At 70.6% G+C, this 19,197-nt stretch carries 23 protein-coding genes; 12 read left to right on the top strand and 11 right to left on the bottom strand.

Annotated features, from left to right (window positions below; genetic code table 11):
* Positions 1-75: 75 nt before the first annotated feature.
* Positions 76-591 (bottom strand): CNNM domain-containing protein, encoded by a 516-nt coding sequence (locus DJ74_RS02115; protein WP_094526149.1) that lies wholly within the window; start codon positions 589-591, stop codon positions 76-78.
* Positions 592-1,028: 437 nt separating this feature from the next.
* On the opposite strand from DJ74_RS02115, the gene DJ74_RS02110 reads away from it, so the two are divergent.
* A complete protein-coding gene (locus DJ74_RS02110; protein ID WP_176451291.1) occupies positions 1,029-1,487 on the top strand; it encodes an SRPBCC family protein in 459 nt (152 codons plus the stop codon).
* A gap of 59 nt (positions 1,488-1,546) precedes the next feature.
* Here the strand turns inward: DJ74_RS02110 and DJ74_RS02105 are convergent, their stop codons facing one another.
* From DJ74_RS02105 to DJ74_RS02095, 3 genes are all read right to left on the bottom strand, one after another.
* A complete protein-coding gene (locus DJ74_RS02105) occupies positions 1,547-2,200 on the bottom strand; it encodes a flavin reductase family protein (protein ID WP_094526148.1) in 654 nt (217 codons plus the stop codon).
* Positions 2,201-2,683, bottom strand: coding sequence for a VOC family protein (locus DJ74_RS02100; protein WP_094524708.1), 483 nt, complete (start codon positions 2,681-2,683; stop codon positions 2,201-2,203).
* Positions 2,684-2,822: 139 nt separating this feature from the next.
* Complete coding sequence (locus DJ74_RS02095; protein WP_094526147.1) at positions 2,823-3,272, bottom strand: DoxX family membrane protein; 450 nt, start codon at positions 3,270-3,272, stop codon at positions 2,823-2,825.
* Positions 3,273-3,341: 69 nt separating this feature from the next.
* Between DJ74_RS02095 and DJ74_RS02090 the strand changes: the two genes are divergently transcribed.
* A complete protein-coding gene (locus DJ74_RS02090; RefSeq protein ID WP_094524710.1) occupies positions 3,342-3,731 on the top strand; it encodes a helix-turn-helix domain-containing protein in 390 nt (129 codons plus the stop codon).
* A gap of 413 nt (positions 3,732-4,144) precedes the next feature.
* Positions 4,145-4,606: a hypothetical protein gene (locus DJ74_RS02085; RefSeq protein ID WP_094526146.1), complete on the top strand. Its 462-nt coding sequence runs from the start codon at positions 4,145-4,147 to the stop codon at positions 4,604-4,606.
* 62 nt (positions 4,607-4,668) lie between these two features.
* Here the strand turns inward: DJ74_RS02085 and DJ74_RS02080 are convergent, their stop codons facing one another.
* Positions 4,669-4,947, bottom strand: a complete 279-nt coding sequence (locus DJ74_RS02080; protein ID WP_094524712.1) for an acylphosphatase — start codon at positions 4,945-4,947, stop codon at positions 4,669-4,671.
* 118 nt (positions 4,948-5,065) lie between these two features.
* Here DJ74_RS02080 and DJ74_RS02075 point away from each other — a divergent pair, with 118 nt between their 5' ends.
* From DJ74_RS02075 to DJ74_RS02055, 5 genes are all read left to right on the top strand, one after another.
* A complete protein-coding gene (locus tag DJ74_RS02075; RefSeq protein ID WP_094526145.1) occupies positions 5,066-6,631 on the top strand; it encodes a phosphomannomutase in 1,566 nt (521 codons plus the stop codon).
* Positions 6,632-6,785: 154 nt separating this feature from the next.
* Positions 6,786-7,946, top strand: a complete 1,161-nt coding sequence (locus DJ74_RS02070; RefSeq protein WP_094526144.1) for a BMP family protein — start codon at positions 6,786-6,788, stop codon at positions 7,944-7,946.
* Between the two features lie 128 nt (positions 7,947-8,074).
* A complete protein-coding gene (locus tag DJ74_RS02065) occupies positions 8,075-9,703 on the top strand; it encodes an ABC transporter ATP-binding protein (RefSeq protein ID WP_094526143.1) in 1,629 nt (542 codons plus the stop codon).
* Entirely contained in the window at positions 9,700-10,947 is a 1,248-nt protein-coding gene (locus tag DJ74_RS02060; RefSeq protein ID WP_094526142.1) for an ABC transporter permease, read from the top strand. Before DJ74_RS02065 ends, DJ74_RS02060 begins: the two co-directional genes overlap by 4 nt.
* Positions 10,940-12,040 carry an ABC transporter permease gene (locus DJ74_RS02055; protein WP_094526141.1) on the top strand — a complete coding sequence of 367 codons (1,101 nt, stop codon included), beginning with the start codon at positions 10,940-10,942 and terminating at the stop codon, positions 12,038-12,040. The genes DJ74_RS02060 and DJ74_RS02055 overlap by 8 nt, the downstream gene beginning before the upstream one ends.
* A 22-nt stretch (positions 12,041-12,062) precedes the next feature.
* Here the strand turns inward: DJ74_RS02055 and DJ74_RS02050 are convergent, their stop codons facing one another.
* Positions 12,063-12,386: a hypothetical protein gene (locus DJ74_RS02050; RefSeq protein ID WP_094526140.1), complete on the bottom strand. Its 324-nt coding sequence runs from the start codon at positions 12,384-12,386 to the stop codon at positions 12,063-12,065.
* Positions 12,387-12,565: 179 nt separating this feature from the next.
* Here DJ74_RS02050 and DJ74_RS02045 point away from each other — a divergent pair, with 179 nt between their 5' ends.
* Complete coding sequence (locus DJ74_RS02045; protein ID WP_094525605.1) at positions 12,566-13,936, top strand: geranylgeranyl reductase family protein; 1,371 nt, start codon at positions 12,566-12,568, stop codon at positions 13,934-13,936.
* Positions 13,937-13,978: 42 nt separating this feature from the next.
* Here DJ74_RS02045 and DJ74_RS02040 read toward each other — a convergent pair whose 3' ends face one another.
* The 4 genes from DJ74_RS02040 to DJ74_RS02025 form a co-directional block, all read right to left on the bottom strand.
* Positions 13,979-14,281, bottom strand: coding sequence for a hypothetical protein (locus tag DJ74_RS02040; RefSeq protein WP_094525603.1), 303 nt, complete (start codon positions 14,279-14,281; stop codon positions 13,979-13,981).
* Positions 14,282-14,328: 47 nt separating this feature from the next.
* Positions 14,329-14,607 carry a winged helix-turn-helix domain-containing protein gene (locus tag DJ74_RS02035; protein ID WP_094525601.1) on the bottom strand — a complete coding sequence of 93 codons (279 nt, stop codon included), beginning with the start codon at positions 14,605-14,607 and terminating at the stop codon, positions 14,329-14,331.
* Between the two features lie 151 nt (positions 14,608-14,758).
* Positions 14,759-16,039, bottom strand: coding sequence for an amidohydrolase (locus tag DJ74_RS02030; RefSeq protein WP_094525599.1), 1,281 nt, complete (start codon positions 16,037-16,039; stop codon positions 14,759-14,761).
* 111 nt (positions 16,040-16,150) lie between these two features.
* On the bottom strand, positions 16,151-16,483 hold the full coding sequence (locus DJ74_RS02025) for an uS10/mL48 family ribosomal protein (protein ID WP_094525597.1): 333 nt from the start codon (positions 16,481-16,483) through the stop codon (positions 16,151-16,153).
* 160 nt (positions 16,484-16,643) lie between these two features.
* Here DJ74_RS02025 and DJ74_RS02020 point away from each other — a divergent pair, with 160 nt between their 5' ends.
* From DJ74_RS02020 to DJ74_RS02010, 3 genes are all read left to right on the top strand, one after another.
* A complete protein-coding gene (locus tag DJ74_RS02020) occupies positions 16,644-17,090 on the top strand; it encodes a bis(5'-nucleosyl)-tetraphosphatase (protein ID WP_094526139.1) in 447 nt (148 codons plus the stop codon).
* 192 nt (positions 17,091-17,282) lie between these two features.
* Entirely contained in the window at positions 17,283-18,278 is a 996-nt protein-coding gene (locus DJ74_RS02015; protein ID WP_094525594.1) for a DUF5787 family protein, read from the top strand.
* A gap of 21 nt (positions 18,279-18,299) precedes the next feature.
* Complete coding sequence (locus tag DJ74_RS02010; protein ID WP_094525592.1) at positions 18,300-18,509, top strand: hypothetical protein; 210 nt, start codon at positions 18,300-18,302, stop codon at positions 18,507-18,509.
* 124 nt (positions 18,510-18,633) lie between these two features.
* Here DJ74_RS02010 and DJ74_RS02005 read toward each other — a convergent pair.
* The coding region (locus DJ74_RS02005; RefSeq protein WP_254922123.1) for a (Fe-S)-binding protein at positions 18,634-19,197 on the bottom strand (564 nt) is incomplete at its 5' end.

Genomic DNA, 19,197 nt, shown 5'->3' with positions numbered 1-19,197 from the left:
ACCGCTCGGACCGTCGGAAGCCGCGGGTCGACATCGACGCCCCGGCGGCCGAGAAGTCCCGACGGTTCGTCCGCGTCAGTCGGTGTACGGCTTCTCGATGTTCGCGTCGCCGCTGATGTACGCGTTCATCCGACGGGTGATCCCGTCGAACAACGTGATGAGCGGCGAGAGGACGCGCTCGACGAGTCGGACCGGCGACGCGATCCGCAGCGACCACGTCTCGGCGTTTCCGAGGCCGAACGCCTTGGGGACGATCTCGCCGAACACGAGGACGAGAACGCTCGTACAGACGGTCGTCACCACGACCGCGGCGCCGGAGGGGAGGTGGCTGGCGACCAGAACGGTCACGATACTCGAGATGGCGATGTTGACGACGTTGTTACCGACGAGCAGCGTCACCAGCAGTCGATGGGGGTCGTCGTAGAGTTCCTTCAGGACGTGTCCCCGCGGGTCGTCCGAGTCGGCCTGCCGCTCGAACCACTCCGTCGGAAGCGAGAAGATCGCGGTCTCAGAGCTCGAGAAGAACGCGCTGAATCCCAGTAGCACCGTTACCGCGACGATCCCGGCCAACCCGAGTGCGACTCCGACCATACGGTGTGTTTAAAAACGACCTCAAAGAGGGTGTCGGCCGGGCGCGATAGGCTCAGGGTCGCTCCGCTCCCGATTCGGCGTACGACGCGCCGCTGGTCGGCCGCGTCGTCAGAACTGGGCAGTCGGTGTCGGTGCGTTACTCCTCTTCTTCCTCTTCCTCGACCGGGCCTCGGCCTCGTTCCCAGACCCGCTTGGCCGATGTGTCGTGCGGTGCAGTGTGCGAGACGTCTTTCATGGTGTCGCGGTCGTCTGCCATATTGGACTACTCTAGCGATGATCCCCGTATTAACCCTTCGTGGAAAGAGATAATGAGTCCTGATACCATTTAAGGTATTAATATACGTCGGCTTAACTACGACGAGATCGTTTGACGGATCGTGAATTACCGGTCTCGTTCGAACGATAAATCGGACGGACGTTTCGATTTCGACGGGGGTTTGGACATCGAAGGGCTTTGCGGCCCGAGCGGGTCCGGCGGCGAGTCCGCGTCGACGGTCGTCCGGGAGGGAACGACGCTCGCCGTGGGTCGCGACGTCGCGGTCGCGCCGTCGGTCGCCGCCGAGGCCCTCCGCGACACCCGCACCTGGCCGGACTGGGGGCCGGCGATCGACGCGGTCGAGAGCGACGACCGCTACGTGACTCGGGGGACGAGGGGACGGGTCCGGGTCGGCGGCGCGTGGGTCCCGTTCCGCGTGACCGCGTGCAACGGGCGGCGCTGGGACTGGCGGGTCGCCGGGATCCCGGCGACCGGCCACCGCGTCGACAGCTACGCCGGGGCGTCCGACCGCAGCCGCGTCGTCGTCGAGGTGCCGATCGCCGCGGCCTGGTACGTCCCGGTCTGTCGGCGCGCGCTCGACCGGTTCGCGGCGCTCGTGGAGGACGAGACCGAGGGCTAGCGGACTGCGAGGGGAGTCCGTCGAGCGGACGAGAGCGACCGAACTGCGACGGCGCCGCGCTACGGCGGCCGCTCCAGCTCGTACCGGTCGTCGGTGCTCGCGTACCAGCCGCCGGCGAGCCGGCCGACCGTGTCGAGCCGGTCCACGTCGATCGCCCCGTCGGTAAGCGCCGCCTCGGCGACGTGGGCGTACACGACCTCGCCGAGCACCAGCGTCGAGGTGCCGATCTCGACGGCGTCGTACAGCCGGCACTCCAGGCTCACGGCCGCCGCGGCCACCCGGGGCGCGTCGACGCGCGCCGACGGCGCGCGGTCGATCCCGACGTGATCGAACTCGCTCTCCCCCGCCTCGAGCGTCGCGCTCGACGCGTTCATCGCCTCGACGACGTCCTCGGTGACGACGTTGACGACGAACGCCTCCGTCTCCAGGGCGTTCGCGAGCGTGTCCTTCGGGTCGGCCGCGGTCGCCACCGGCGAGAACGCGACGACCGGCGGGTCGATCGCGACGGTGTTGAAGAAGCTGTACGGCGCGAGGTTCTCGCCGGCCGGGCCCCGCGAGGAGACCCACGCGATCGGGCGCGGCGTCACCGCGGCCGAGAGCAGGCGGTACGGCGACCCGAAGGCGTCCGGCTCGCCGCTGCGGTGAGACGCCCCGGTCGCCTCGGTCACTGGGTCGTCGTCGGGGCGTTCGTCAGCGAAGCGCTCGTCCGCCATTCAGCTCTCGTACCCCTCGGCGAACGGGTCGATCTCCTCGCTGCCGGGCTCCTCCTCGTCGCGGGTGAACCCCGGCCCCTCCGTCGCCAGCTCGAAGACGAGCCCATCGGGGTCGCTGAAGTAGATGCTCTTGAAGTAGGTGCGGTCTTTCACCTCGGAGACGCGCACCTCCTGTTCGCGGAGGTGCGCCTGCCACTCGCGGAGCGTCTCCTCGTCCGCGACGCCGAACGCGAAGTGGTGGCTCGCGCCCGGGCCGGGCGCGCCCTGCGAGTTCGGGTACTCGAAGTAGGTGACGTTGGTCCCCGGCTCCCCCGCCGGCGTGGACGAGAAGTAGTAGTGGGGCGTCCCCGGGTCGTCGTAGTTCTGGGTCCGCTTGACCGTGTGCCAGCCGAGCGCGTCCTCGTAGAACGCGACCGTCTCGTCCATGTCGGTGCAGATGTTCGTCACGTGGTGCAGTCCGGTGGTGGGCGGGGCGTCGGTCATGATCGTGTAATCGAGTGGTCGCGGAGTCAGTTAGTGGTACTGGCGGCTCGGAACCGCGGTCAGAAGACGGGACGGTTGGCTCGGCGCGGCCGCGTTCAGTACGGCGCGGTCGCGTTCAGTTCGGCGCGGTCCGGGCCGTTCAGAACAGGCCGATCCCCAGCGCGTAGGGCCACGCGGTGCCGCCGACGGCGAGCAGCGCGACCGCGGCGCCGGCGCCGTAGACGTTCTTGAGGAAGCCCGTCATCTCGTTCTGCTTCTCCTCCGGGTCGTCGACCGACCAGAAGTCGTGCATCGTCACGGCCGAGACGAGCAGGAAGGCGGCGAGCGCGCCGGCCGCGAGCACGGGGAACGCGCCGACGACGATTCCGAGCCCGCCGAGCACGAGCACGAGCCCGGAGGCGACCACCGAGAAGCGGGGCGCCGGGAGCCCCTTGAACTCGGCGTAACCGGCCATGGTGTCGACGTCCATGAAGTGGTTCAGGCCCATGAACGCGAGCGTCGCGCCGAACAGGATCCGGCCGATAAGGAACAGTTCGCCCGCGAGCGGGGCGTCGATCTGTAGCGGTAGCGTCGTGAATTCAGCTAACATCGTGTAACTACGTATACGGACGTAACCTATTTATCGCTTCCCGGACAATAGTGTAAGTAGGTAACACCGATGTCATCGCAGGACCTCGCCGGCTCCGATCCGGCGGAAACGACAGAGACGCAGGCCGAGACGGGCGACGCGTCCGCCCCGGACACCCCGTGCCCCGTCGTCGACTCGCTCGAACAGATCGGCTCGCGCTGGCGGCTCGTCGTCCTCCACGAGCTGTTGAACGGCGAGTCGCGGTTCAACGAGCTCAAGCGCGAGACGGACGCGAACGCACGGACCCTCTCGCGCGTGCTCGACGACCTCCAGGAGACCGGTTTCGTCGACCGCCGGCTCGAAGAGGAGTCGCCGGTGGCGACGTACTACAGCCTCACGCCGAAGGGGGAGTCGCTCGCGCCCGTCTTCGAGGAGATCGACGACTGGGCCCACGAGTGGCTCGCCGAATGTAGCGGGTAGAATCCGGTGACGCGGTCGGCGATCGGTTATAAGTGAAACTCGGTTTCACTGCTGTTTGTTTATAAGCGGTTGCTGATGGATCGAGGGTGAACACCCCCAAAGCCCCAACCGCGAGGGCTCGCGCCTCTGGAGCCGGCGGCGGAGCCGCCGGCGACTGCCCCTTTGAGTCCCACCCGACCGCACCTCGACTGCAGCCTCGCGCCTCCCCAGCCTCGCCGCGGCCGCCAATGGCGGCCGCGGGCTCCCTCGCGCGTGCGGTTCGCGGCCCGAGGGGCCGCTCACAGGCACGCGCCGCCGCACTGCTCATTTTTATAAGCGTCAGTGCCGGCGTTCGCCCTTCTTATAAACCGCGTCGCCGGCCACCGGCTCCCGCCGGCGAAACGCACACGTCCCCTCGGTCCGTACGGATCCGCGTGTACGCCGGACTGAAAAACACCCCCTGTTGCCTCTGCGGTCGCGACGACACCCACACCCGGATCGCGGTGCCGCCGCGGGCGCTCACGCTGATGGAGAACGGCGGCCCCATCTCGTGGCGCGACGTGGTCGAGACGGTGACGCTCCGCTTCTGCGCCGACGACTGGGAGCTCGTGAGCGACCTCGCCATCGAGATGGACGCCCACCCGCTCTCGCGGTGCAACGCGGCGCACGTCTCGCTCGACCTCCGCGAGGACCACGAGGCCCTGCTGTCGGCGGTGAAAGGCGAAACCGATCAGACCGAGCTGGAGTCACGGCTGGCGGCCGAGGCCGAGGCGACGCTCGACGCGGTCGACGACCCCTACACCGAGGAGCGCGACGTTGTCGAAGCGATCGTGGTGTTGCGCGCGCTGGAGGAGCTGGGCGTCCGCGACCGTCCCGGCGATCGGGTCACGCCCTAGCGCGGCGAGCGGTCCTCGCGCGACGAGCGGTCTTCGCGCAGCCAACCGTCACCGTTCGTCGGTCACCACCGCACCTCGAACCCGTCCAGCCCCTCCGGCTCCTCGTACGTCGCGTCGACGTCGTCGACGTCGGCCGCCTTACTCCCCGTCTCGCACCACGCGACCGTCTCCCGGACCGCGTCCTCCGGTCCCTCGAAGACGGCCTCGACGCGCCCGTCGTCGAGGTTGCGCACCCAGCCGTCGACCCCCTTCTCGCGGGCGGTGTCGCGGGTCGTCGCACGGTAGTAGACGCCCTGCACGCGTCCCGAGACGTACACGTGCGCTCGCCTGCGGTCGGACATACGCCGAGCGTGGGCCCGCCGCGGTCTTAAACGCGACGCCCGACGCCCGAGGCGTTGCGGCCGCGGTCGACGGCCCGCAACCGACGACTTCTAACGAACGGCCGCCGACACCGCGGGTATGGACCTGTTCGGAACCGCGGGGATCCGCGGAAGCGCGACGGAGCGGGTCACCCCCGAGCTCGCGCTCGCGGTGGGACGCGCCGTCGCGGCGGAGATACGGCAGGACGCTGAGACCGACGGAGAGGGGTCGACGGCGGACGACTCGCGCCCCGCCGAAATCGCGCTCGCCCGCGACGGTCGCGTGACCGGGCCCGCGCTCGCGGCGACGATGGAGTCGGGGCTCGCGTCGGGCGGCGTCCGCGTTGTGCGCGCGGGGCGGCTCCCGACGCCGGCGCTCGCGCACGCCTCGCGGGGGCGGTACGGAGTCATGCTCACCGCCTCGCACAACCCGCCGACCGACAACGGGATCAAGCTGTTCCGCGACGGCAGCGAGTTCGACCGCGAGGCCGAGCGCGCCGTCGAGGAGCGCGTGGCGGGCGAGGCGCCGCCGGCGGCGTGGGACGCGTGGACCGAGGCGGAGCGCGCCGACCCGCTCGACGGGTACCTCGCCGACGTCCGCGCGTACGCGGAGCGGTTCGGCGCCCCGCTCGACGGGCTCCGGGTCGCGGTGGACTGCGGGAACGGGATGGCCGCGCCGGCGACGCCGACCGCGCTCCGCGAGATGGGCGCCGAGGTCGTCACGCTCAACGGGAACGTCGACGGCCACTTCCCCGGGCGCGGGAGCAAGCCGACCCCGGAGACGCTGCGGGACCTCCGGGCGTTCGTGGCCGACGCCAACGAGGGCGTCGCTGAACCGGGCCGCCGGACTGTGAGCGACGACGACGCCGAGGGCGGCGAGGGCGACGGGAACGACGACCCGGAGGGGTTCGCCTTCGGGATCGGGCACGACGGCGACGCAGACCGGATCGTCATCGTCGACGCCGACGGCGAGGTCGTCCACGAGGACACCGTCCTCGCGATGCTCGCGGAGCGGTACACGCGAGAGAGCGACGCCGCCGACCCCGTGGTCGTCACGACGCCGAACGCCTCGGGGCGGATCGACGAGCGCGTCCGCGAGGCGGGCGGGCGCGTCGAGCGAGTGCGCCTGGGCGCGCTCCACGAGGGCATCGCCGCGGTCCGGGCGGACGCGACCGAGGCGGGCGCCCTCGGAGAGGCGGGCGCGGTCGGAGAGGCGGGCGCCGCCGGAGAAGTTGGAACCGACACCCGCGTCGTCTTCGCCGCGGAGCCGTGGAAGCACATCCACGTCGGCCTCGGCGAGTGGATCGACGGCGTCGCCTCGGCGGCCGTGATCGCTCGACTCGTCGCCGACGAGGGGCTCGACGGCCTGCGCGAGCCGATCACGGAGCGCCCGTACCGCAAGGCCAGCGTCGACTGCCCGGACGACGCCAAGACCGGCGCGATGGAGCGGCTGGAGACGGCGCTCCCGGAGGCGTTCCCCGGCGCGACCGTGGACACCGACCACGGGGTGCGCCTGGAGTTCCCGGACGCGTCGTGGACGCTCGTCCGTCCCTCGGGCACGGAGCCGTACGTCAGGGTGTACGCCGAGAGCGACGACGTCGCCGACCTGATCGCCGACGTCGAGCGCGTCGTCGCCGAGGCGGTGGCCGCGGTCGAGAACGCGTAACCCGCCGGCCGCCACGGACACGTCCGGGGGGTGCTGAAACGCGGGGCGGATCGACCGAATCGGCGACGTGGCCTCCGTCCTTCTCCGAGAACGGCCGCTCTCGGGCGCCGAGAGCGACGAATTTATGCCGTGTTCCCACTCCCTTGTACCTGACATGGTATCCGACCTCGATCGGCGGCGGTTCGTCAAGGCGGCAAGCGCAGCGGGCCTCATCGGCCTGGCGGGCTGCAGCGGCGGCCCGAGCGACGACGGCTCGGACGGCTCCGACGACGGTTCTGACGGGTCCGACGGCTCCGACGGGATGGACGGCAACGACTCGGAGGACGGGTCCGACGGCGAGGACGGCGGGAGCGGCCCGGCGGCGAACGTCGGGATGGTGTACGCGACCGGCGGCCTCGGCGACGGGTCGTTCAACGACCAGGCCCAGCAGGGGGCGATACAGGCGGAAGACGAGCTGGACATCTCGTTCCAGGAGGCGCAGCCGGACGAGGTGTCGCAGTTCAGCACCTTCCAGCAGCAGTTCGCGGAGTCGAGCGACCCGGACTACGACCTGGTCTGCTGTATCGGCTTCCTCCAAGCCGACTCGCTGTCAGACACGTCCGAGTCGTACCCGGACCAGGACTTCATGATCGTCGACTCGGTCGTCGACGCGGACAACGTCGCGAGCTACACGTTCAAGGAACACGAGGGATCGTACCTCGGTGGCCTGATGGCGAGCCTGCTCACCACCCGCGACTTCTCGGCGGGCGCGGGCTCGACTGCGGGCGACTCCACGAACGTCGGCTTCGTCGGCGGCGTCGAGTCCGACCTGATCCGGAAGTTCCAGGCCGGCTTCGAGGCGGGCGTCGCCGCCGGCAGCGACGACGTCGACGTCAGCGTCAACTACACCGGGAGCTTCAACGACCCCGCGGCGGGTCGCGAGGCGGCGACCGCGATGTACAACAGCGGCGCCGACATCGTCTACCACGCCGCGGGTAACACCGGAACCGGCGTCTTCCAGGCCGCGCAGGAGCAGGAGAAGTTCGCCATCGGCGTCGACCGCGACCAGTCGGTCACGCGCCCCGACTACGCCGACGTCATCCTCGGGAGCATGGTCAAGCGCGTCGACACGGCCGTCTACAACGCGATCGACGCGACCGTCGACGAGGAGTTCCCGGGGGGCTCGAACGTCGCGCTGGGCCTCGACAACGAGGGCGTCGCGCTCGTCTACGGCGACCAGCTCGGCTCCGAGATCCCCAGCGACGTCCAGGACGAGGTCGCGACCGCGCGCGAGGACATCATCGCCGGCGACATCGACGTCCCATCGGAGGTCTAACGCGGCGCGACGTCGACGTTCCCGCCGAGATGTAGCGCTCGGGACAGGTACTCCGGTCCGGTGTACCGCCCGGACCGGAGCATATCCAAACATATTCACCCGCCCTCAAACCAGAGGGTACTAGACCAATGGCCACAGCCGTCCACCTCGACGGGATCACGAAGCGGTTTCCCGGGGTCGTGGCGAACGACGACGTCGACCTCGAAGTCGAGCGCGGCACCGTCCACGCCCTCCTCGGCGAGAACGGGGCCGGCAAGACGACGCTGATGAACGTTCTTTACGGCCTCTACGAACCGACGTCGGGGGAGGTACGGCTCGACGGCGAGCCGCGCGAGTTCGGCTCGCCGCGGGACGCGATCGACGCCGGGATCGGGATGATCCACCAGCACTTCATGCTCGTCGACCCGATGACCGTCACCGAGAACATCACGCTCGGCAACGAGCCGCGGAAGTGGGGCGGGCTCGCCGTCGACCGGGCGGGATCGCGCGAGGCCGTCGTCGACCTCGCCGACCGCTACGGGTTCGACATCGATCCCGACGCGCGGATCGAGGACGTTTCCGTCGGCGAGCAGCAGCGCGTCGAGATCCTGAAGGCGCTGTACCGCGGCGCCGACACGCTGATCCTCGACGAGCCGACCGCCGTGTTGACCCCTCAAGAGGTCGACGAGCTGTTCGACGTGCTCACCGAACTCACCTCACAGGGCAAGACGATCATCTTCATAACCCACAAGCTCGGCGAGGCGATGCGCGCGGCCGACGAGATATCCGTCCTCCGAGACGGACGGAAGGTCGGGACCGTCGACGCGGACGCGACCAGCCAGGAGGAGCTCGCGGAGCTGATGGTCGGCCGCGAGGTCCTCTTGGACGTCGACCACGGGACCGCGGAGACGGGCGAGGTCGTCGCCTCGGCCTCGGACGTCGTCGTCGAGGACGAGCGCGGGGTTCGCGCGGTCGACGGCGTCTCGTTCGAGGTCCGAGCCGGCGAGGTGTTCGGGATCGCCGGCGTGGACGGCAACGGGCAGTCAGAGCTCGTCGAGTCGGTGACCGGCCTTCGGACCCCCGACGCGGGCGAGATCCGGTTCCGCGGCGAGGACGTCACGACCGCCTCGCGGCGGCAGCGAATTGAGGCCGGCATGGCGTACATCCCCGAGGACCGGCAGGACCGCGGCCTCGTGATGGAGTTCGACCTGGTCGAGAACGGACTGTTGGGGAGCCAGCACGGCCGCGAGCTCGCCTCCAACGGTCGGATCGACTGGCCGAAGACGCGGGGGCACGCGGAGGCGATCATCGACGAGTACGACGTCCGACCGCCGGACGCCGACGCCGAGGCGGAGTCGCTCTCCGGCGGCAACCAGCAGAAGTTCATCGTCGGCCGGGAGTTCGAGCGCGACCCCGAGCTCGTCGTCGCCTCCCACCCGACCCGAGGGGTCGACGTCGGATCGATCGAGTTCATCCACGAGCGGCTGCTGGAGCTCCGTCGCCAGGGCGTGGCGATCCTCCTCGTCTCCTCGAAGCTGGAGGAGGTACAGGGGCTCTCGGACCGGCTGGCCGTCGCCTACGAGGGCGAGTTCGTCGACGTGGTCGACCCCGACGAGACGACCGAGGAGGAGCTCGGTCTGCTGATGGCCGGCGAGCGGCCGGGAGACGACGGCGGGGGCGGAGGGGGACCGGCGGCGTCGGAGGGCGGAGACGCGGGGGAGACGGAGTCGGACGCGCCGACGGAGCTCACGGACGCCGCGGACGGTGAGCGCGCGTGAGCGCCGCCGACCGCGCGCGGGACGCGCTCTCTCGGCTCGTCGACGCGTCAGCGACCGAGCGGATCCTGATCAGCACGGCGGCGCTCGTCCTCTCCGTGCTCATCGGCGCGGTGCTGGTGCTCGTGGCCGGTCGGATGACGACGTGCACCGCCGGCGAGGCGGTGTACTACTTCGGCACCGGGTTCTGCTACGACCCCGTCGTCGTCTTCGACCGCCTCTTCCTCGGAGCGCTCGGCGACCCGTTCAGCGGCAGTTGGTCGCCGAACGGGCAGTTCGCGGTCACGCTCCGGGAGTCGACGCTGCTTCTGTTCACCGGGCTCTCGGTCGCGCTGGCGTTCCGCGCCGGGATCTTCAACATCGGGACGCAGGGACAGATGGTCGTCGGCGCGCTGGCGACCGCGCTCGGCGTCCTCTGGGCGTCGTCGCTCGTGTCGGGGACCCTCGGCACCGTCGTGTTGATCCCGTTCGGGCTTCTCGTCGGCGCGGTGTTCGGCGGACTCTACGGCGCGGTTCCGGGCCTGCTGAAGGCGTACGCCGACGCCAACGAGGTGATCACGACGATCATGCTCAACTTCATCGCGACGGGGGTCGCGCTGTATCTGGTCAGCGGGATCTTCAAGGACCCGAACAGCGCCGCGAACCAGACCGTGCCGCTGCCGGAGTTCGCGCAGTTCCCGGCCCTGCTGTTCGGCGGCCGCCAGGACTTCTCGATCGTCGCGCTGCTGTTCGGGCTCCTCGCCGTCGGCGCGCTGTACTACGTCCTCGAGCACACGGCCTTCGGGTACGACGTCCGGACGAGCGGCGTCCAGCCCGAGGCGGCCGAGTACGGCGGCGTCGACGCCAAGCGCACCGTCGTCGCGAGCCTGACGCTCTCCGGCGCGCTCGGCGGCATCGCCGGCGCGATGTACGTGATGATGGTGCTCGGAACGTTCCAGACGGGGATCCCCGCCTACGGCTTCGACGGGATCACCGTCTCGATCCTCGCCGGAAACAACCCGCTCGGCGTCGGCATCGCCGCGCTGCTGTTCGGCGTGCTGAAGAGCGGGACGACGGTCGTCCAGTTCGCGACCGACGTCCCGCCGCAGCTCGTGGGGGTCCTCCGCGGGCTCATCATCCTGTTCGTGGCGATGCCGGAGTTCTTCCGCCTGATGGCCCGAGGACTGCCGGGGACGGGATCGGAACCGAAGGCGGTCGCGACCGACGGCGGCACCGCCGGCGACCGGGGGGGTGAGGCCGATGAGTGACGCGCCCGCGGACCGCACCGACTCCGGGACCGCCGCCGGGAAGGCCGAGGGAGCGGGCTTCCTCGACCGCTACACGACGCGGGCGCTCGTCGCCGGCGTGACGGTCGCCGCGGTCGTCGCGCTTTTGATCGCCGGGCTGCTGTTCCCGGACTCGATCGCCGGGACGCTCTCGGACGCGCTCACGAGCCGGAACACGCTCGCGGCGGCGCTGCGGCTCTCCGTGCCCATCGCGTTCGCCGCCCTCGGCGGGATCTTCGCCGAGAAGTCGGGCGTGATCAACATCGGGCTGGAGGGGCTCCTGATCATCTCGGCGTTCAGCGCCATCTACGTCGCCGACCTCACCGGCGGGGTCTGGGTCGGCTTCGCCGGCGGGGTGGTCGCGAGCACGCTGCTCGCGGCGCTGTTCGCCGTCGTGACGATCGGGTTCCGCGCGGACCAGATCATCGCCGGGCTCGCGGTCTGGCTCATCGCGCTGGGGCTCGCCCCGTTCGCCTCGCAGGTGATCTACGGCAGCCCGAACACGCCGACCGTGGCGACGTCGCCGTCGATCACGGTGCCGGTGCTCGCCGACATCCCGTTCTTCGGCGCGCTCTTCTCGGCCTCGCCGTCGGTGTACATGCTGTTCGCCGCCGTCTTCGGCTCGTGGTACGTCTTCGAGCGGACGGCGTTCGGCCGGTGGATCCGCGCGAGCGGCGAGAACCCGAAGGCGCTCGACACCGCGGGCGTGAGCGTCACCCGCGTCCGGTACGCGGCGGTGCTGATCTCTGGCGTGCTCGCGGGAATGGGCGGCGCGGCGCTGTCGCTCGACCTCGGCCAGTTCACCGGCAACGGCCCGACGATGGTCAACGGGAAGGGGTTCATCGCCATCGTGGCGTACCTGTTCGGGAACTACAACCCGGTCGGGGCGTTCCTCTCGACGATGCTGTTCGCCGGGCTCGACGCGGTCCAGACCGTGCTGCAGCTCCAGGGGATCGGGATCCCCCGCCAGCTCATCCGGATCACCCCGTTCGTGGTGGTCATCCTCGTCCTCGCCTTGGTCGGTCGGACGCGGCTCCCGGAGGCGGCCGGCGAGCACTACGAGACGGAGGAGTGAGGCCGGCGTCGCGGTCCGCGGGTCACTCCCTTTCGGCGCGGTCGCGGATCGCGCTCGCCGCCTCGCTGACGGAAAGCTCCTCGAGCTCCGCGAACGGGAGGTCGACCCCGTCCACGTTGACCCCTTCGAGTCGTGCGATCTCGGCGACGTAGTCGGGAGAGTCGAGCGCCGCGATCGTCTCCTCGACCGACTCGGTCGACCGGCCGTACCACGAGGCGAGTTCGCCCGCCCCGATTCCCTCGTCGTACGCGACGGCGAGCATCGGCGCGGCGGTCGTCTCCCCCTCGCGGACCTCCGGGAGCCACTCCCGGAGCCGGTCCGTGTCGACGTGGTCGAGTCCGGTCATAACCGGCTTCAGGGGCGCACGTCCGTTAAAAACGAGGGCCGGACGGGGGAGCGCCGCTCACCGGGAGCGGTCCCGATCGCGATCCGCCACCGAGCGTCGGCTCCCGTCCCTCGTGTCGGTTCCGAGGGGACCGAATCGGGAACAAAGAGTTTTGCCACCGGGGGAACGACCCACGTGACATGACCATCGACGAGTACGACGTCGTCGTGGCCGGCGCCGGGACCGCCGGCTGTTACGCCGCTGCGACGATCGCGAACGAGGGGCTCGACGTCGTCATCGTCGAGCGGAAAGACGAGGAAGAGGCGGGCCACATCGCCTGCGGCGACGCCCTGAAGGGCGCCGACGCCTTCCCGGAAGCCATCCCGAAAGAGCGGCTCGAACCGGCGTTCACGAACACTGGCGTCGACCACGGCCGGTTCGAGATCCCGCAGGAGGACACGGTCCTCGAGATCCCCGTGCCCGGCGAGCTGGCGGTCATCGACCGCTGGGAGTACGGCCGCCGGATCATCGCGGGCGCCGAGGACGCGGGCGTGGAGTTCCACTACGACACCGTGATCAACGACGTGGTTCAGGCCGTCGACGGGCGGGTCACGGGACTACGCGCGAAGCGGGCGGGCGAGCCCGTCACCTACGAGGCCGACCTCGTGATCGACGGCGCCGGGTCGCTGTCGCTGCTCCAGGACAAGGCGGACTTCGAGGGGACGACGTTCGACACCAACGTGCGCTACTCGCAGTTCTGCTCCGCGTACCGCGAGATCGTCGAGGTGCCGGAGCCGGTCGAGTGGGACGACGCACTCGTCTTCAAGGCGACCGACCGCGCCGCCGGCTACCTCTGGTACTTCCCGCGGACCAGCACCGAGATCAACGCCGGGCTGGGGTTCCAGATGAACGAGGAGCCGATGCAGCTCGTCGAGGCGCTGAAGCGCGACCTCCGGGACCGCCCCGAGTTCGAGGGCGCCGAGGTCCGCGATAAGCTCGGCGCCGCGCTCCCGACCCGCCGCCCGTACGACTCGGCGGTCGCGCCGGGGTACATGGCGGTCGGCGACGCCGCGGGCCACGTCAACCCGACGACCGGCGGCGGCATCGCCGGGGCGGCGTACGCGGGCAAGTACGCCGGCGAACAGGCCGTGAAGGCGGTCTCCGACGGCGACGTCAGCGAGGAGAACCTCTGGCGGTACAACACCCGCGTGATGGACCACTTCGGCGGGCGCTACGCCGGGCTCGACGTGTACAACGTGCTCTCGACCGCGGTCGACGTGGACGACCTCATGGGGCTGCTCGCCGCCCTCCCGGGCGAGAAGCTCGCGGAGGCGCTGTACGAGGGCTCCACGTCGATGTCGTTCGGGCTGAAGCTGAAGGCCGCCGTCAAGAGCTTCGGCTACTGGGGGACGATACGGAACTTCTACCAGACGAAGTCGCTCGCCGACGAGCTGCTCGCGCATTACGAGTCGTACCCGACCAGCCCGGCGGCGATGGCGAACTGGACCGGCGAGCGCGACGCGATCATGGACCGGATCTACGAGACGACCGGCGCCGACGCGAAGTACTGAGCGGGCCGGTCGACCGGCCGGTACCCCTCCGAGGCCGCGCGTTCAGTCCCACGTCACCCACATCAGAAACGCCAGCGCGACCGTCTGGAACACGTGGACGACGACGTTCGCCCGCCACGCGAGCGACGGCATGTCGGTCGCGAACCACCCGGCCAACACGGGGTGATACAGGTAGAAGTACAGCGACAGCGCGTTCTGCGCCAACAGCACGGCGCCGAACGCCGCGAGGCCGATCGAGTGCTTCGAGCGGAACGCGAGGTAGTTCCGCGCCCACACCCACGTGAGCGCGGACAGCATCGCGACGTTGACGGCGACGCTGACGCGCGCGACGTCGACCCACTCCATCGCTCACACCCCGGGCGCGCCGTCGCGGTCGCGAGGGGTCGTCGCAGTCATACCGGGAGCCCGTCGGCGATCTCCTCGACGAGGTCCCAGTGCCGCCGGGTTCCCTCGGTCGGGTAGTACACCGTGCCGTAGCCGTCGCCCGTGCGCTCGACGACGTCGTGCTCGCGGAGCACGTCGAGGTGGTGCCGCACCGTCGTGTAGTCCAGGTCGAGGTGCTCGGCCAGCTGGTTCGCGTTCCGCGGCCGGTCGTCGATCGCCGTGAGTATCCGGACCCTGTTCGGGCCGCCGCGGGTGCCGGTAAGCACGTACCAGAGGGCGGCCTCCATGCCTCGAACGAGGGGTTCGCGGCGCCTAAACCTACCGCCGGAGGAAGCGATCGCACCCGGTGCGAGCCGCTCGCGTCGGCGATCGCGGCAGCGGTCGCGGCGACGAGCGCGGCCGGTCGCGACCGTCACGCGTCGGCGCGCCGCGTCGGCCTCACGGACGCGTCTCGGCGACCCGCAGGATCGCCCCGCTCAGCACGTCGATGCCGATCGCGATGTCGCCCTCGACCACGTCGAAGGTGCTCGTGTGGTGGCCGCCCGGATGGTCGGTGCCGACGCCGACGTAGCAGGCGAGCCCGCCGTTCTCCTGAACCGCCTGCATCAGGTAGGTGGCGTCCTCGGAGCCGCCGAGGTCGTCGCTGTCGACGACGCTCGTGACGCCCGCGGTCTCGCCGGCGACCCCGCCGACGATCCCGGCGAGCGCGTCGTCGCTGGTCGCGCTCGGGGCCTCTCCCTTCGTCGCCACGTCGACCTCGCAGTCGTGCATCGCGGCGGCCGACTCCAGGATCCGATCGGCGTGGTCGGACATGTACGCGGCCAATTCCGTCGTCGCGCCCCGGAGCTCCCCCTCGACGTACGACTCCTCGGGGATGATGTTCGTCGCGGTGCCGCCGCCGACGAGCCCGGCGTTCACCCGGGTCGGACCGTCGGCGTGGCGGGGGATCGCGTAGAGGTTCTGGACCGCCGCCGCCATCGCCTGGACGGCGTTGCGTCCCTGCTCCGGTCGCGCGCCGGCGTGGGCCGGCGCCCCGGTGAACTCGGCGAGGAAGTGCCGGACCGCGAGGAATCCGTCGACGCCGCAGACGACCTCGCCGGAGGGGTGATCCAGGCCGACGTGGACCGCGTACAGGTAGTCGACGTCGTCGAGGTGGCCGGACTCGGCCATCGGCTTCCCGCCCGCCACCTGCTCCTCGCCGGGCTGGAAGAACACCTTCAGCGTGCCCGCGAAGTCGGAGTCGAGCACCGCGTCGAGCGTCCCGAGCCCCATCGTCGCGTGGGCGTCGTGGCCGCAGGCGTGCATGAACCCCTCGCGCTCCGAGCGGAACCCCTCGGTGACCGGGGCGTGGTCGGCGTCCTCGGACTCGCGGATCGGCAGCGCGTCGATGTCGACGCGGAGCCCGATCACGGGACCGTCGCCGCGCTCGACGACGGCGACGCAGCCGGTGTACCCCCCGGAGAGCTCGTCGACGACGTCGGGGTCGGCGCCGGCGTCGCGGGCGCGCTGCTCCCACGCGGCGAGCTCGTCGTCGTCGGGGACGTTCATGCGGTTTTCGGTCGCGAGAGCGTCGCGGCCGACGTGCAGCTCGGTCAGGTCTCGTTGCCTGAGCTCCTCGACGATCCGGGCGGTGGTGTAGAACTCGCGCCACGCGGGCTCGGGGTGGCGGTGGAGGTCGCGGCGGAACTCGCGGTAGGCGTCGGATTCGAGCGCGCTCATGGGCGTGTGTGGCCTCGCGCGGGCTTAAAAGATCCCGTGGCGGAACCGACGGGCCGCGGCCGTCGCGGTCGCCGACGAGGACCGAACCGCGAGGCCGCCGCCCGTATAAAATCAGTCCCGGCGGTGGCCGAGCGGCTTCTTCTGGTCGACCTCGACCTCGACGTGGATCGAGTCGGGGAAGTCGCGGCCGACGACCTCGCGGGCGACGTCGTCGGCGCCGTGGATCTCCATCGAGCGCTTGTACACCGAGTAGCTCCACGGCGAGAACTCGTCGCCGGCGCGGAGCTGTTTATACAGCGGGACGCGGACGGTCTCGGCGGGCGTGGCGTGCGGGCCCTTACACTCCGCGCCCTTGCGTTCGAGCGTCGACTTGAGGTCCGCCACCGTCTCGGCGAGCACGTCGCGGTCGCCGGAGGCGAAGGAGAGTTTCGTGACGAATGTCATGGCTGGGGGTCGTCAGTGCATCGTCGGCGGAGGGGTAAAAGCGCATCTACCCGCGGAGCCCGGGACCGACGGCGGTCGGCCCCGATCGGCCGCTCCGACGCCCGCCGCGGCGTTCGCGAGTCCGACACGCTCTTTAAGGGTGCTTGCTTACCTGACGCTAATGACGGTCGAAGCGACCAGTGCCGGAGCCATCCTCTTCCGCGACACCCGCGGCGAACGGGAGTACCTCCTCCTGAAGAGCCGACCGGGGGACTGGGAGTTCCCCAAAGGCGGGGTCGAGGGGGACGAGGAGCTCCAGCAGACGGCGATCAGGGAGGTGTCGGAGGAGGCCGGAATCGAGGATTTCCGGCTGATCGACGGCTTCCGCAAGGAGTACGACTACGTGTTCGAGGCGAACGGTAACACCATCCACAAGACGGTTCACCTGTTCATCGCGCGCTCGTTCGAGGCGAGCGCCGAGATCTCGAACGAGCACCGAGACCTGCAGTGGCGCGACTACGACCAGGCGCTCAACACGATCACCCAGAACGGGCCCCGCGAGATCCTCGAGGACGCTCACGACTACCTCGACGAGCGGAAGGACGAGGAATCCGGCGACTACGTCTGAGCGGTTCCGCCGCACTGGGGCGCGTCTAAGCGGTTCCGCCGCACTGGGGCGCGTCTAAACGGTTCCGCCGCACTGGGGCGCGTCTAAACGGTTCCGCCGCATCGAGGCCGTCGACCCCGTCCGAGCGGGCGACCGACGCCAGAGCGATAACGCGGGCGGTTCGCTTTTAACTGGTGCCGCACTACCGAAGTCGTGACTCCGGACGCCGAATTCGGCTACGAGCTCCTCGTCTGTCGGTACGCCGAGCTGGCGTGGCACCCGAGCGGCGGCCCGCGACCCGCGATCGTCGCCCGGCAGCTCGGCACGAAGGAGCGCCGCTGGGACACGGTCGTGATCGAGGTCGACCCCGCCGCGTTCGCGGCTCGGCGCGCCTTCGGCGAGCGGGCCATCGACTCCGACCTCCTCCACGTCGTCCGCCACGCGCCGGCGGAGTGGTCGTGGTACCGCGACGCGCTCCCGCACCCCGGCTACCCGTGGCGCTACGTCCGGCGGGCGGTCCACCGCGCCGCGGGCCGCGACCTGATCGAAAAACGCCGGCGGAACAACCGGATCCAGCTCCGCCGGAAGCGGCCGTACCCGGACTGGGTCGACCGGATCGTCGCGGTCGAGAACAAGCCCGACTTGGACCGCTCGGCGGCCGACCGGCTCGCCGACCAGCTCGCCCACGACGTCGACACCGCCCTCGCCGACGAGGCGTGGCTCGCGACCGAGACGACGGGCGAGCGCGTCGAGCCCGCGCTGCTCCGCGAGATGCCGGTCGAGGCCGGGATCCTCGCGACCGACTTCTCCGACGGCGTCCGCGCCGACGCGGCGAGCGTGGCGTGGCACCCGAGCGACCTCGCGCCCGCAGGCGACGAGCGTCGCGACCCCGAGACGGAGACCCTCCGCGTGGAGATCGCCGAGCGCGCCTACGGGAAGGGGTGGCGCTCGTACCACGAGACGATGCGCCCGGACTGCCGCCACTTCGAGCTCCGCCGCGAGGGGCGGTCGCTCGTCCCGCACTGCGCCGCGAAAGAGAAGGTTCCGACCGCGCGGGAGTGTTCGGGCTCCTGCCCGGAGTTCTCGCCCGAACCGCCCCAGTGGCGAACGAGGGGGTGGCCTATCGAAGGCGGTCCCGGGAAGGGGTTCAAGCGGGTGCTAGGGCGACGTCGCGAGCGCGAGCGGGACCGCGTCGAAAGCGTTGAGTGAGCGGCGGCGCCAGCCGGGTGTATGCGGTTCCCGAGCCCCTCGCTCCCCGAGTACGCGCTCAACACGGCGGTCGTGGTCCTCACGCTGGCCGTCCTCCAGTACACCGGGTGGCTCTCCGACGACCCTGCCGGACTCGATCCGGCGTTTCTCGCGGTGGTCGCGGTGACGTTCCCGGCGTTCTCGTACCTGATCGCCCTCGTCACGGCGAACGTGCGCTCGAACGCGGGGTGAGGCGCGTCGAGACCGACCGAGCCGCCCGCGGGCGCCCCGTAGCCACCGGCGAGGGCAACGCTGCAGCCGAGCTTGACGCCGCCGTAGCCCACGTCGACGCGACCACCACCGACGCCGGCGCCGCTTACGCCAGCGCGGCCGCGAGCTTCTCCACCGGGTGCGGCGGCTCCGGGGCGCCGGCGTCGCGCTCCTTCAGCTGCGTCCGGCACGAGGCGCCGGGGGCGACGACCGCGTCGCCGTCGCTCTCCGCGACCTGGTCGAAGAGGATCCGGCCGATCGCCTTGCTCATCGAGTAGTGCTCGGCCTCGTAGCCGAACGAGCCCGCCATCCCGCAACAGGAGGAGTCCAAGGGGTCGACGCCGTAGCCCGCGCGGCGGAGCACGCCGACCGCGTGGTGGTCCTTCTTCGTCGCCTTCTGGTGGCAGTGGCCGTGGTACGTGAGCGACTCCGTGGGGGCGTTGAGGTCGATCGCCTCGTCGAGCCGGTGGGCGTCGACGTACTCCATGACGCCGTAGGTGTTCTCCGAGACGGTCGCCACGTCGGCGTCCGGCACGTCGCTGGCGTCGCCGTCGAGCAGGTCGTGGTAGTCGGACTGGAGCATCACGGCGTCGGTCGGCTCCACGACGACCACGTCGCGGCCGTCGCTGACCTCGGGTGCGAGCGTCTCCACGGCGTCTCTCGCCGCCGC

This window comes from Halorubrum sp. Ea8, from assembly GCF_002252925.1.
Lineage (GTDB): Archaea > Halobacteriota > Halobacteria > Halobacteriales > Haloferacaceae > Halorubrum.
This window is presented reverse-complemented; position numbering and strand designations above follow the sequence as displayed.

What these genes read in the sequence shown, in the direction of transcription:
- DJ74_RS02105 (WP_094526148.1), bottom strand. Translation starts at nt 2,200, where the DNA reads ATGGCGGACGAGCGCTTCGCTGACGAACGCCCCGACGACGACCCAGTG.
- DJ74_RS02030 (WP_094525599.1), bottom strand. Translation starts at nt 16,039, where the DNA reads ATGAGCGCGCTCGAATCCGACGCCTACCGCGAGTTCCGCCGCGACCTC.
- DJ74_RS02100 (WP_094524708.1), bottom strand. Translation starts at nt 2,683, where the DNA reads ATGACCGACGCCCCGCCCACCACCGGACTGCACCACGTGACGAACATC.
- DJ74_RS02045 (WP_094525605.1), top strand. Translation starts at nt 12,566, where the DNA reads ATGACCATCGACGAGTACGACGTCGTCGTGGCCGGCGCCGGGACCGCC.
- DJ74_RS02065 (WP_094526143.1), top strand. Translation starts at nt 8,075, where the DNA reads ATGGCCACAGCCGTCCACCTCGACGGGATCACGAAGCGGTTTCCCGGG.
- DJ74_RS02020 (WP_094526139.1), top strand. Translation starts at nt 16,644, where the DNA reads ATGACGGTCGAAGCGACCAGTGCCGGAGCCATCCTCTTCCGCGACACC.
- DJ74_RS02070 (WP_094526144.1), top strand. Translation starts at nt 6,786, where the DNA reads ATGGTATCCGACCTCGATCGGCGGCGGTTCGTCAAGGCGGCAAGCGCA.
- DJ74_RS02080 (WP_094524712.1), bottom strand. Translation starts at nt 4,947, where the DNA reads ATGTCCGACCGCAGGCGAGCGCACGTGTACGTCTCGGGACGCGTGCAG.
- DJ74_RS02055 (WP_094526141.1), top strand. Translation starts at nt 10,940, where the DNA reads ATGAGTGACGCGCCCGCGGACCGCACCGACTCCGGGACCGCCGCCGGG.
- DJ74_RS02050 (WP_094526140.1), bottom strand. Translation starts at nt 12,386, where the DNA reads ATGACCGGACTCGACCACGTCGACACGGACCGGCTCCGGGAGTGGCTC.
- DJ74_RS02035 (WP_094525601.1), bottom strand. Translation starts at nt 14,607, where the DNA reads ATGGAGGCCGCCCTCTGGTACGTGCTTACCGGCACCCGCGGCGGCCCG.
- DJ74_RS02075 (WP_094526145.1), top strand. Translation starts at nt 5,066, where the DNA reads ATGGACCTGTTCGGAACCGCGGGGATCCGCGGAAGCGCGACGGAGCGG.
- DJ74_RS02090 (WP_094524710.1), top strand. Translation starts at nt 3,342, where the DNA reads ATGTCATCGCAGGACCTCGCCGGCTCCGATCCGGCGGAAACGACAGAG.
- DJ74_RS02010 (WP_094525592.1), top strand. Translation starts at nt 18,300, where the DNA reads ATGCGGTTCCCGAGCCCCTCGCTCCCCGAGTACGCGCTCAACACGGCG.
- DJ74_RS02095 (WP_094526147.1), bottom strand. Translation starts at nt 3,272, where the DNA reads ATGTTAGCTGAATTCACGACGCTACCGCTACAGATCGACGCCCCGCTC.
- DJ74_RS02040 (WP_094525603.1), bottom strand. Translation starts at nt 14,281, where the DNA reads ATGGAGTGGGTCGACGTCGCGCGCGTCAGCGTCGCCGTCAACGTCGCG.
- DJ74_RS02115 (WP_094526149.1), bottom strand. Translation starts at nt 591, where the DNA reads ATGGTCGGAGTCGCACTCGGGTTGGCCGGGATCGTCGCGGTAACGGTG.
- DJ74_RS02025 (WP_094525597.1), bottom strand. Translation starts at nt 16,483, where the DNA reads ATGACATTCGTCACGAAACTCTCCTTCGCCTCCGGCGACCGCGACGTG.